At 45.2% G+C, this 12001-nt stretch carries 14 protein-coding genes; 8 read left to right on the top strand and 6 right to left on the bottom strand.

Annotation, left to right across the window (positions count from 1 at the left end; translation table 11 throughout):
- Position 1 precedes the first annotated feature (1 nt).
- On the bottom strand, positions 2–1375 hold the full coding sequence (locus QUA90_RS04655; protein WP_333444080.1) for a helix-turn-helix domain-containing protein: 1374 nt from the start codon (positions 1373–1375) through the stop codon (positions 2–4).
- Between the two features lie 450 nt (positions 1376–1825).
- Here QUA90_RS04655 and QUA90_RS04650 point away from each other — a divergent pair, with 450 nt between their 5' ends.
- Positions 1826–2188: a TRADD-N-associated membrane domain-containing protein gene (locus tag QUA90_RS04650; protein WP_333444077.1), complete on the top strand. Its 363-nt coding sequence runs from the start codon at positions 1826–1828 to the stop codon at positions 2186–2188.
- Positions 2189–2290: 102 nt separating this feature from the next.
- On the opposite strand, the gene QUA90_RS04645 is transcribed toward QUA90_RS04650, so the two are convergent.
- The gene (locus QUA90_RS04645) at positions 2291–3253 is read right to left on the bottom strand and encodes a glycosyltransferase family 9 protein (protein WP_333444151.1); all 963 of its coding nucleotides are present in this window, start codon (positions 3251–3253) and stop codon (positions 2291–2293) included.
- Between the two features lie 172 nt (positions 3254–3425).
- On the opposite strand from QUA90_RS04645, the gene ispD reads away from it, so the two are divergent.
- Positions 3426–4118 (top strand): 2-C-methyl-D-erythritol 4-phosphate cytidylyltransferase, encoded by a 693-nt coding sequence (gene ispD / locus QUA90_RS04640; protein ID WP_333444076.1) that lies wholly within the window; start codon positions 3426–3428, stop codon positions 4116–4118.
- A 149-nt stretch (positions 4119–4267) separates the two neighbouring features.
- Here ispD and QUA90_RS04635 read toward each other — a convergent pair whose 3' ends face one another.
- The 3 genes from QUA90_RS04635 to QUA90_RS04625 are packed head-to-tail and all read right to left on the bottom strand — an operon-like array spanning position 4268 to position 6327.
- A complete protein-coding gene (locus QUA90_RS04635; RefSeq protein WP_333444074.1) occupies positions 4268–5005 on the bottom strand; it encodes an SDR family oxidoreductase in 738 nt (245 codons plus the stop codon).
- Between the two features lie 9 nt (positions 5006–5014).
- Positions 5015–5530 carry a carboxymuconolactone decarboxylase family protein gene (locus tag QUA90_RS04630; RefSeq protein ID WP_333444072.1) on the bottom strand — a complete coding sequence of 172 codons (516 nt, stop codon included), beginning with the start codon at positions 5528–5530 and terminating at the stop codon, positions 5015–5017.
- A 29-nt stretch (positions 5531–5559) separates the two neighbouring features.
- Positions 5560–6327 carry an SDR family oxidoreductase gene (locus QUA90_RS04625; protein WP_333444070.1) on the bottom strand — a complete coding sequence of 256 codons (768 nt, stop codon included), beginning with the start codon at positions 6325–6327 and terminating at the stop codon, positions 5560–5562.
- A gap of 188 nt (positions 6328–6515) precedes the next feature.
- On the opposite strand from QUA90_RS04625, the gene QUA90_RS04620 reads away from it, so the two are divergent.
- Both QUA90_RS04620 and QUA90_RS04615 read left to right on the top strand, forming a co-directional pair.
- A complete protein-coding gene (locus QUA90_RS04620) occupies positions 6516–7439 on the top strand; it encodes an AraC family transcriptional regulator (protein WP_333444068.1) in 924 nt (307 codons plus the stop codon).
- A 51-nt stretch (positions 7440–7490) separates the two neighbouring features.
- On the top strand, positions 7491–7829 hold the full coding sequence (locus QUA90_RS04615) for a hypothetical protein (protein ID WP_333444066.1): 339 nt from the start codon (positions 7491–7493) through the stop codon (positions 7827–7829).
- A 157-nt stretch (positions 7830–7986) separates the two neighbouring features.
- Here QUA90_RS04615 and QUA90_RS04610 read toward each other — a convergent pair whose 3' ends face one another.
- Complete coding sequence (locus QUA90_RS04610; RefSeq protein ID WP_333444064.1) at positions 7987–8919, bottom strand: LysR family transcriptional regulator; 933 nt, start codon at positions 8917–8919, stop codon at positions 7987–7989.
- Positions 8920–9216: 297 nt separating this feature from the next.
- Here QUA90_RS04610 and QUA90_RS04605 point away from each other — a divergent pair, with 297 nt between their 5' ends.
- From QUA90_RS04605 to QUA90_RS04590, 4 genes are all read left to right on the top strand, one after another.
- Positions 9217–9474 (top strand): hypothetical protein, encoded by a 258-nt coding sequence (locus QUA90_RS04605; protein ID WP_333444062.1) that lies wholly within the window; start codon positions 9217–9219, stop codon positions 9472–9474.
- 105 nt (positions 9475–9579) lie between these two features.
- A complete protein-coding gene (locus QUA90_RS04600; protein ID WP_333323710.1) occupies positions 9580–9846 on the top strand; it encodes a hypothetical protein in 267 nt (88 codons plus the stop codon).
- 232 nt (positions 9847–10078) lie between these two features.
- Complete coding sequence (locus tag QUA90_RS04595; RefSeq protein WP_333385891.1) at positions 10079–11095, top strand: tetratricopeptide repeat protein; 1017 nt, start codon at positions 10079–10081, stop codon at positions 11093–11095.
- Positions 11096–11332: 237 nt separating this feature from the next.
- Positions 11333–11842, top strand: coding sequence for an N-acetyltransferase (locus QUA90_RS04590; protein WP_333385894.1), 510 nt, complete (start codon positions 11333–11335; stop codon positions 11840–11842).
- Positions 11843–12001 lie beyond the last annotated feature (159 nt).

The following is a 12001-nucleotide window of genomic DNA, read 5'->3' as shown; positions in this document are numbered from 1 at the left end:
CTCACGCCATCCTCTTTTCTAAATACTCAGTAATCCGTTGATTTACTTCCCGAAAGAGCTTCCGCTTTGAATCCATCTCCCGTTTGTCTTTCAGAAAGTCAAGGAAACTAGCATGATAGATGCCGTAGCAGATTTCTCCGTCTACATTCTGCTTTTTCAAATACTCCACCCACTCATCTAAAACCGCTTCTACGTCGCATTCATCTTCCTTAGCAATTCCAGCAATCATCTCGCAGGGAATCGGCGTGCCAATCTCTAACAAAATATACAAGACAATCTCCATCAATTGCCCGGGCTTAGCTTCCAGCCCCATCCGCACCCAGTGGTTTTGATAATACTCTTGCAGCCCGTCTGGCAATTGCTTTAAACTTAAGTCATTGTAATCGCCATTAGCAACTGCTGGCAAAACATAGCGCAAATACATAAAATTATTTTCGCTTTTGTTTGCCACTTGTTCGACAAAATTTGTATCGGGAATGCTACGGATTTGAATCCAGTTTCTCAGTTCATCTTTATACTGAGAATCGGTATATAGCAGATGCCGAATATACTCTTTGATATCATCCTGATTGAAATTAACATACTCGCTGTCTCTTAAATCTAACTCTTTTACTGGAACTCCCGGAGATACAGACAGCCTCTTTTGATGGAGGTTATGCGGTCGCCTCGTCAGCAAGAAATAAACCAGATCTGGCAGAGTTGTCGGTAAATATAAAAGATTTTCTCCCGCTTCTTGTTCGACTTCATCCAGTGCATCAACTGCAATTACCAAACGTTCGCCCAAAGTGAGTTTTCCCGCCACCTTTGCCAGTAACGTCGGTAAATCCGCATCTGCTGAATTTTGCAATTCATAGCGGTCAATTAATTGCTGGCGAATGCTCTTCAAAAACAATTCTGGTCGGTTGCGGCCTTCGACGAGAATATTGAAATAGCAGGGAAATTTATGTTCCGAGACGTATTTAGCAACAATCGAACTTTTGCCCATTCCCGCATCCCCGATGATTGTAAAATAACCGTGAGGATTTTCGCTGATAAATTGCTGAAAAGTATCAAAAACAAATCGGCGACCGCAAAAAGTCTTAATTTTTTCTGCTATGAGTGATTCAAACTCTGGTGGCAGCGTATTTTCGGCATTCCAATCTTTTGGGTCAACAATATCTGTGGGTTCTATTCCTAATGCTTTAGCTATCTGGGTAACTTGCCGTCTTTCTACACCATTAATACATTCTTTTGTACCGAGTAAGCGCTTAATTGTGTCCTGGGAAACATTAGCTTTTGCTGCAAGTTGTTCTATCGTCAGGTTAGCTTGCTTGTAGGATTCTTTGAGCTTGATTTTTCCAGTTGCACTCGATTGAACCTTATCGGATTGGCGCATAGTAGGTTTTTAGCTATGGTTGTTAGTTTTTCAGTTAATTCGATAATTCGATGATCCGACACTCCGACAGGGAATGAATTCCCTGTCTCAGAACAAAAGTCCTCTTGCATAGGACTGAAAATTAGTATTTTAGTCGGTTGCAACCGACTTCTGCTATTAGCCAGGAAATTCATTTCCTGGCGGATTTCGGGGGAATGAAACAGCATGGGGGCTAGCGGCCGCGAGATTTCATGATTATTCATCCGTAACTCCGATCGCACTCACATTCTATATTTAAATATTTCTGTCTGTCTAGGGCAGATAGGTTGTAATCTCCTGCCTTATCTGCCCCAAAAATTAGGGCATATCGCAAGTTAAAACTCGCCCTATCTGCCCTTGAGTCTCGCTGTTTGCTTCGGTAGAGTAATTGTAGAAACAAAAAAATATCACTATTTTGGAGAGAAAACAGTTATGAATTTTAACTTATTCGGCAACTCGCAACCTGATGAAGATTATAGCGACATTGCAGAAGAAATACTGGAAGAATTGCTGCGGCAAGTTCGCCAAAGCTACAATGTCGCCCTTACCGTCATCGGTACATCGGCAATTCTTGCTTTCGTAGGTGTGGGACTTGTTTATGCTAATAAAGTTCAGGAAGGTGCTGTCACTACTGCCGCGGGAGGAGTGACAACTGTTGCCGCCACTCGGTTTGCCAACCAAAAAAAGAAGGAATTACAGGAGATGATGGAGCTTGTTGAAAAACGAAGAGCGAAAGAGGAATCACGGAAAATGATTCCTCGTCCCCAGGCTCTGCCTCCTGTGAAGCCCCGATAAGCGAGGCAGAGCCTCTAGATATGGGTTCCCAGGCTCTGCCTGGGAACCACCTAAATTGTAGGGACACGGCACTGCCGTGTCCTGACTTAGATATCCTAGTTTTTAGCCGCCCCAAACCTTCTTCAAAACATCTTGAGGAGAGATGTCCGCCATTTTGCCAGTAGGAGATTTAATGCCCAAAAATCGATCGCTCTTTGGCAACAATTTCGCCGGTTCAGTCGGGCCAAACAAAGCTATTGTATAAGTTTGAACCGCCACAGCTAAGTGCATCGGCGCACTGTCAGTACATATCATCAAATTAGCAGCAGCAATGGTGGCGGCCAACTTGCCCACATCATCCGGCGAGATAACTTTTACATTCGGACATAACTCGACTAACTTTGCCACGAACTCTGCATCTTCGGGGCCTTTCACAACAACAACGGGCAAATTAGGCTGCCGCTGCTGACAGTCTTGGATAATTTGCTTCCAGTTGTCTGTAGGGTAAATTTTGTCAATACCTTTAGACACAGCTAATTGACTGGAACCGCCGTGAATTAGAATGTAGCCGCTTTCTTTTACCCCCAACCGCTGCTGTTCGGCTTCCGCCCACTGAATGTCCTGTTTTGGTACATTAATTGCGATCGCCGGACAAGGATTTGTAATGTTGAATCCTTGCAGCAAATCGTGGTACATTGAAGCCGCGTACTGTTCAGTTTTCAGCGGTACCGCAGCGGTGAGAAATCGAGCGCCGTTGGTTCCCGAATAGCCAACTCTCTGCGGAATGCCGGTCAGCCACAGCAGCAGCCCTACAGTCCACCGCTGGCCGAGGGAAATCACTGCTTCGTATTCGCGATCGCGAATTACGCCCAGTAAATTGCCCCAATCCGCCATCGCGTTGCGGTCTTTGAAGTTGTAAGTTAAGACTTCTTTAACAGACTTGCAGACTCGGTAAGCACTTTTTGCCCTCGGTTCGACAATGACATCAATTTGCGCGTCGGGATAAGACTGCTTGAGGTCATCAAGAGTGGGGAAAAATAAAATTTGGTCGCCAATCCCGCCAGGGACAAGTGCTAGTATTCGCATCATAAACGATCGGGCTATTATTGATCGAGGTAGCTCTCAGAGATCGGCTCTCAACTATCAGCTTATAGTATTTCTAGACCTTAAAAGCTACTGGCTGACAGCTAAACAACTGACTCAAAAGTACAGGACGCTCTTATTATATATATCTAGTTGGGTTAAAAACGGTTAGTAAATGCACTTATTAATTCCTGCAGCGGGTTCGGGGCGACGGATGGGGAGTCAGCGGAACAAACTGCTGCTGACTTTGCTGGGAAAACCTTTGCTGAGTTGGACTTTGGCTGCGGCTGAAGCTTCGCAGCACATTAGCTGGATTGGCATCATGGGCCAGCCAGACGATTTTCCTGATTTTAAAGCAATTCTGAGCGATTTATCTTTGGTTAAGCCCGTGGAACTGATTAAAGGAGGCGCCACCAGGCAAGAGTCAGTTTACAACGGTTTGCAGGCTTTGCCGCCCAATGCCGATCGAGTCTTGATTCACGACGGCGCCAGGTGTTTGGCAACTGCTGAATTGTTCGATCGATCGGCAGAGGCCCTCTTGACCTGTCCAGGCTTGATTGTAGCCGTCCCGGTCAAGGATACGATTAAGGTCGTAGATGAGCGTCGGATAGTGCGAGACACCCCAGACAGAAGCAATTTGTGGGCTGCCCAGACTCCCCAAGGATTTGAAGTTAAATTGTTAAAGCAGTGTCACGAAGAAGGGCGACAGAAAGGTTGGGAAGTAACCGACGATGCGGCTTTGTTTGAAAAATGCGGTTTACCAGTGCAAATTGTGGAGGGAGAAGAGACGAATTTGAAAGTCACAACACCCGTAGATTTAGCACTAGCTGAATTTATTTTGCGGCAGAGATACGGGGAAAAGTTTTAAATTGTGTAAGGGAAGATTGGGAATTGGCAATGGGAATTTGTAAGCTAACTAAGTCCTCATAAAAACTCAGAATACCCAGATACCCGACTTTTTAAAGAAGTTGGGTATCTAATAACCCTCGCCTTTTAGCTTTAATTAAATTGACCTACTTAGTAAGGGCTGGCTGTTGGTCGGACGATAATTTCGCTAACATCAACATCGTCAGGTTGTTCGATCGCAAATACAATCGATCGCGCGATCGCAGCAGCAGGAATAGCTATTCTGCGGAATTCTTGCATTCCCGATCTTGCAGTTTCATCAGTGATGCTCTCGGCTAACTCAGACTCGGTTACTCCAGGAGAAATCACCGTCACCCGAATGTCGCCCCCAACTTCTTGTCTCAAGCCTTCTGAGATGGCTCTAACGGCGAATTTAGTAGCACAGTAAACAGCAGCAGTAGGAGAAACCGCGTGTCCGCCAATTGAAGAAAGATTAATAATCTGACCAGACTTTTGTGCTTTCATGACAGGAAGTGCCGCCGCAATGCCGTACAAAACACCTTTGATATTGACATCAATCATGCGATCCCATTCCTCAACTTTCAGTTGTTCGAGTGCGGATAGGGGCATGATGCCAGCATTGTTAATCAGGACATCTACGCGATCGAACTTACTTTGGGCAAATTGAACGATATCCTCCATTTGACTGCGTTGCGTCACATCTAGAGCCTGGTATTCGACTGTTCCACCCTCCGCACGAATGTCCTTGGCGATCGCTTCTAGGCGATCGGTGCGACGTGCGCCTAAAACAACTTTTGCGCCCTTTTTAGCAAGCAACTTAGCACTGGCTTCACCGATTCCACTACTGGCTCCAGTGATAATGATGACTTTGCCATTTAAGTTAGACATTGAAATCTCCTATTTTTGTGATGTTACTGGGAATTTGATTTGGTTTTCTTGGAATAGCTCTTTGAGAGTTCCTGCTGCAATCAAGGCACGGGGATAACCTGATGTCACGGTGGTGATATAAATGACTTCCATCAGTTCTTGTGGTGTAACTCCATAATTGAGAGCATATTGTGCATGAAGTTTGAACTGCGGCATCGTGCCCTGTGCGGCAAATCCCGCCAGAGAAATAAGCTGACGGGTTTTATTGTCCAGCACCTCACGCGCCCAGATATCGCCCAACGCATATTTGAGAGTCATGTCGGCAAGTTCTGGGAAATCCCTTTGAAGCTGTTCAAAATGCGGTGGTAGTCCTTTTCCACCCGTAAGACTATTCACAACTCTTTCGCCACGCTCTTGGCGTGTCAGCGTTTGTGAAGGTTGCGGAACTGTTTTTTGGGCTTCCATAGGTGAAGCAATAAAAATTGCTCCCGCTATGGTTAAAGTTAAAACTACCCCTACGGTTAAAGCTAAAAACTTTCCCTTCATGATTTCCCTTCTGTTGAGATTAGTTTGAATTACAGAAACTGACCGCCAGAGACTTCGATTCTCTGTGCATTCACCCATCTGTTGTCTTCGGATAGTAAAGCGGCGATCGCACCGCCGATATCATCAGGCATACCGACGCGACCCAAGGCAGTTTGCGAAGCGATAAAGCTGTTAATCTCAGGATTGTCACGCACCGCACCGCCATTAAAATCCGTTTCAATTGCGCCTGGGGCTACCACATTCACAGCAATCTGTCTGTGTCCTAATTCCTTAGCCATGTATCGGGTCAAAACTTTGATCGCTCCCTTCATGCTTGCATAAGCTGCATAGCCCGGTAGAGCAAAACGGGCAAGTCCCGACGAAATATTGACAATCCGTCCTCCATCATTTATCAAAGGCAGAAGTTTCTGCGTGAGGAAAAAAACGCCCTTTACATGAATATTCATCAATCGATCGAAATCATCTTCGGTGGTATCAGCAAAAGACGCATGAACACCAACACCAGCATTATTCACGAGGTAATCAAAATTCTCTGTCTGCCATTTATCTTGAAGTGACTGCTTGACTTGTTCCACAAAACCGTCAAAGGTTTTAGTGTTTGAAGTATCCAGTTGCAGTGCAACGGCTTGAGCTCCGAGATCGGCGATCGCAGATACGACATTTTTGGCATCCTCATCGCTGTTGTGATATGTCACGATGACATCGACTCCTTTTCTGGCAAGGGTCAAAGCGGTATTTTTGCCAAGTCCTCGGCTCGCCCCTGTTACCAATGCGATTTTTGTCTGGTTGTTCGTCATTGCCTTATCCTTTTACTGTTTCATTCAGATGTGTTCATCCTATGAGTAAAAGCAAGGGTTTTGAATACACAGACCTCGCAATTTATTGCCTAATCCTCCAAAGCCATATTTTCTGAATGGCTCAAGATGCTCTATGATTAGCAAAAGGAAATGGTTAAATCAATCAAAAAACTAGCAGGGCAATTGAAATGCTCAACCAAGTAATAAACCAAGATGCGATCGCTAATCAATGTAAAGAATTGGCGGCATTAGTAACTCGGCACACTGAAGGCAAGGGGAACGGTTTGCATAAAACAGCTATAGATAAGCTGGAATTGACGCGAGAATCTTCAGTTTATGCAGCACTACATGGTGTTTATGAACCTCTTCTCGCCATCATTGTTCAGGGTCAAAAAGAAGCGTTGCTGGGTGAGGAAACCTATCGCTATGGCGAGGCTCAATATCTTGTGATCTCTGTTGATTTACCTATTAACGGATTTGTTGTAGAGGCTACCCCAGACAAGCCGTATTTAGGATTAAAGCTGAATTTAGATCCACGCCAACTCTGTGACATTATTACTGCCCAAACCAACCCAAGTGCAAATAAGAAAGAAAACTCTGTTAGAGGTTTGTTCGTCAGCACCGCCGATGCACCGTTGCTCGATTGCGCCCTCAGACTGACAAGACTTTTGGATAGACCGCAGGATATCCCTATCCTGGCACCGATGATTATCCGCGAAATCTATTATCGTCTTTTAATAGGCGAACAAGGCGAAGCTGTCCGCCAAATCGCAACATCTGGCAGCAATATGCAGCGCATCGCTGAGGTACTCAAACTGATTAAAACTGATTTTGTAAAACCGATGCGTGTTGAGGATTTGGCAGGACAAGCCAATATGTCTCCTTCATCTTTTCATCACCATTTCAAGCAAGTGACATCGATGAGTCCACTTCAATATCAAAAGCAATTAAGACTATTAGAAGCACGTCGCCTGATGCTTTCCGAAAATGCCGATGCCACAAATGCTGCGTATCAGGTGGGTTATGAAAGCCCCTCACAGTTCAGCCGCGAATATTCTCGGATGTTCGGTGCGCCGCCGATTAAAGATATTGAGCGTTTGCGTACTGCTTGAGCGTAACTGTTTCGACTATATTGGTTTTGTGACCGTTAATACAAGTGGAGGATGAAAGGAATGCAATATAGCGGTAAATGGCGGATCACAGAGATGGCAATGTGGGATAGTGATTACTTGGACATGGAAGTTGAAGCCTATATCGAGATTGAGCCTACAGGTTCGGGAGAATTTCAATTCGGTTTAGTATCAGGTGACATTGACGGCGAAGTCGTCAAAGATGGAAAGGATGAGCGATTTGAGTTTACATGGGACGGTAATGACGAATGCGATCCTGCATCCGGTAGTGGTTGGCTAAAATTAAAAGATAAAAACTCGGTAGATGGTCGAATCAAATTCCACCAAGGCGACAGTTCTAGTCTTGTGGCTAAGCGCATTAGCAGTAAATAAGCGATCGCACTATTTTAGGCCATTTTTTTTAAACCGCAGATGAACGCAGATAAACGCAGATAAAATCCCATCCGCGTTCATCTGTGTTCATCCGCTGATATCTGTGGTTAAAATATCCCAATCTAACCAATAACCAATAACAACTGACTTAGGTTTCTCATGAAGGATTAATCGGAAACTCACCCTCACTATCAACCTCTGCGGCACTTTTAACTAAATCCAAAAACGCAAACACGGCGGGAATTAACAGCCCATCCCTCAAAACAGCCACCCCAATTACCCTCTCAAAATCCGACGGTAAACTGCAAACTTTCACCGAAGACGGTATCGGTTCCGCGGCCAAACGGGGCAGAATAGCTGCACCCAAACCTTGCATCACCATACTGACAATCGTTGAATCTTCGCTGAGTTCGTAACCGATATTTATGGGAAATTCTGCAGTTGTCAAATACTTGCGAAGCGGTATCGAACAAGCATTTTCTATCGGCTGCAAAATCAGCGGATAAGCCGCTAATTCTTCCCAGGTAATCTTAGCACTTTTACATTGCGCCTTCGGCGGCAGCAAAACCAGATATTTGTCCCGCAAAATTTCCCTAGTTTCAAATTCATCGGAGATGGGAAGAGAGACAAAGCCGATGTCTGCTTTGCCCGATCGCAAAGCCTCTTCCACAGCTTGGGTATAATAAACTTCGGTAATGCTAACCGTAATTTTGGGAAAGCAACTGCGAAATTTAGCAATAATACCCGGTAGGATATGAGTTGCGACACTCCGAAAAGTAACTATCCGTACCTGGCCTCCCTGCAAACCTTTTTCTAAATCCGCTTCTTTGACCATCATTTCTAAGGCGCAGGCTATTTGACGCCCGTGACTCACTACCCTTTGCCCCACTGGCGTCAGTTGAGCACCGTGTCGCCCCCGGTGGAACAATTGCACTCCCAATTCTGTTTCTAAAGAGGCGATGGCGTGGCTGACGGCGGATTGGGACAGTTCCAATTGCAAAGCGGCCTCGCTAAAGTTTTCACAGTCTGCTACAGCTATCAAAGCCTGAATTTGAGAGAGTTTCATCCGCCGCGTATTGATTTCGTTCATAGCGTTTGTGCCAGTAGTATCCAAATTGTCACAAGGCCTTCGATATATCGATTTTATTCATACAACCTATGCAAGCAATGCTTTGATTGTCAATTGCCGCAGAGTTAAGGTTAATTTATCAGGTAACAGATAGACTTTTACAGGGCTTGCACGACAACAATATTGTGCTGTAATTGCAATCAAATTATTGCCGTTAACAGCTATTTTTTATAATTTTATTGGTGCATTTTTTGTAGGAGTTATCACTTTAAGGTGTTGGCTATGTCTACTTACAACAGTCGCATAAACCCCCGAATAATGATGTTTTTTTTGATAGCCGATCGAGCTAAACCATCCGAAAAATATAAAGGGCTATCTCTCTTTTCAGCTATCAAAAAAATTGGGCAGTTTTTGCTGTACCTCATTTCTAGTGAGGACGAACTGAGAATTTGGCAGACGTGCGATCGCTATGGTAACACTTGGTGGCACGGTTGCGATCGGGCTACAGGTCGCTCTACCTGTGTGGCAACGGATGATGAAATGCGCGCTTGGATTGATCGGCGTTATTGCCAATAGTAGTGTGTGGGTTGCGTGGAAATGAAGTGAAATACAGCCCTCGATTAGCAATTACCAATTAGCAATTACCAATTAGCAATTACCAATTACCAAGTAGGAGATGCTATGCTTCAAATATCTTCCGAATGTGCAGCGCCAGATCGCATTATTCTGATGGAAAACGAGGTATACCGATTGCCTCAAACTCATCGAGAAATTCAAGTTTTGTCAGGAATTGCTTGGATCACGGTTGACCAACAGGACATCATCTTGCAAAGTTCTGAAAAAGTATCGCTTCCACCCAGCAAAAACTTTGCTGTCATATCCGCTCTCAACAATATGCCGCTGATTATGGCCGTCTGGCAAGACAAAAACCCAGTCATGCGATTTTAGATTTTAGATTTTGGATTGAAGAATTGGGAACGACTGATTATGTATGGGCTTGAAGCACGGGTCTACAGTTGCCTTCTTTTTTGAAACTGGTATCGGAACCTAGGGATTGAGAAAAAATTCGGCAGGAACACCCCAAAAAGCTCTATCTTAATAGTTATCACTTAGCTATTGGAGGACTCGATCGGTGCACTGCCGCTCTTATCACTTCAGCTATCTCGCAGCTATAAGTATTGTGTTATCGCCCGCACTCAGCTTGCTGGCAATTTCAGACGCCCGCGCTTATGCCCCAATTATAAATGCGAGGCGCGCCCAAGCGATCGATCACGCTCAGGCAACTGACCCCAAAACGCAAGCAGACGAACTCTTTGAAACAGGAGTAAAACAGCACCGGGAGGGTTTGTTTCGAGAAGCAATCGAGACTTTTGAGCAAGTTTTGGCAATTCGCAAGCAACTCGGCGACCAAGCAGGAATCGGAGAAACCCTCAACAATATGGGGGAAGTTTATGGCGAAATGGGTTTGAGGCCCAAAGCTTTGGAAGTTCTGCAGCAAGCTTTAGTCATTCACCGAGAAATCAGCGGAGGGCGTCGTACCGCGCGCACTCTCAATCTCATAGGTTTCGTCAACCGGATTGGGGACAATTTTTCCGAAGCGATGAAACTGCACCAACAAGCTTTGGAACTTGCCAAAACTACCGACGACCAAATTGAAATTGGAGAATCCCTCCACAACATCGCGGCCGTGTACGCAGAACAGGTAGATTACGCCAAGGCGATCGAATTTTATCAGCAAGCGCGGACGATTCGCACGGCATCGGGCGATAAACGCGATTTAGGCCGTACCCTCAATAATATGGGCGGCGTCTACTACAACATCGGCGACTTTAATAGAGCGATGGAATTTTACCACCAGGCTTTAGCAATTCGCCGGGAAATCGGAGACCGGGCTGGCGTCGGCCGCCTCCTCAACAACATGGCACTTACCTCCCGCAAACTCGGCAAAGATACTCAAGCGCTGATATATTTTCAGCAAGCAATACCGATGTTAGAAGCAATCGGTGACAAGACAAGTATCGGACGCTTGCTCAACAATATGGGCGCAATTCATGAAAGTCTCGGTCAAAATGCTCAAGCTCTCGAATCCTACGAGGAAGCTTTAAAAATTGCTCGTGAGGGCGGTGACAAAGCCGGAGAAACTACAGCGATGGAGGGCATTAAGCGATTGTCTTCCAGTCAGCTTGTACCGCAATAAGGAGAGAGAGTTAAGCTGTTCCGCATCGGGCGTGAAGATTGGAAGCGATCAACTTTGGCGATGATTTGACATTCATCTGCAAGTCGTTGTATAATTGCTTGCCAAAAGTATATAACTAAAAAAGAGGAACAAGGCTTCAGGGGCGCTATAATTTGATTAATATCGCGATCGCAAGATAGAAACAGTTTCTGTAGTAATTGGTATGCCAGAGCGGCTGCACAACACTTAATCTAAGCTATGGATATCCGTACCGAAAAGCCAGAAGATGTAGAAGCTGTTGGCAACATTAATATTGCGGCATTCGGGCGAAAAAATGAGGCTAACTTAGTCGATAAATTGCGGGGAATTGCATCTACATTTTCCTTCGTTGCGGTACAATCCGATCGCATTGTCGGACACATTTTCTTCAGTCCGGTTGTCGTGGAAGGAAAATGTTCCAGGAATTTGTCGATTCTAGGGTTGGCGCCAGTCGCAGTTCTACCCAACTATCAGCGGCAAGGTATAGGAACGCTGCTGATCCAGCACGGTTTAAAAGAGTGCGGGCGATCGGGATTTCAGGCAGTAGTTGTGCTTGGTCATCCAGATTTTTATCCGCGTTTTGGGTTTATTCCTGCTAGTAGAAAGAGCTTAAAATGTGAATATGATGTGCCCGATGAAGCGTTTATGGTGTTGGAGTTAGAAAGTGGAGCTTTGCAGGATTGCAGCGGCACGGTGAAGTATCGATCGGAGTTTAGTCTATGCGAGTGATATTAATTCCGATGAAGGACGGAATTATTCATCTCTCTCTGATTTCCCTCTGCGTTCTCTGCGTTCTCTGCGGTTAAATCATTCCGATGCAACCGGAACTGATCTGACGCAGTGGCGGTTTTTATCGTGATCTCTCGTAAAAAATTATAAAAATAACAT

Origin of the sequence: Microcoleus sp. D3_18_C4, assembly GCF_036702355.1 — a bacterium.
In the GTDB taxonomy this organism is placed as follows: Bacteria; Cyanobacteriota; Cyanobacteriia; order Cyanobacteriales; family Microcoleaceae; genus Microcoleus.
Note: the sequence above shows the minus strand (reverse complement) of the source record. Positions and strands in the feature narration are given on the sequence as shown.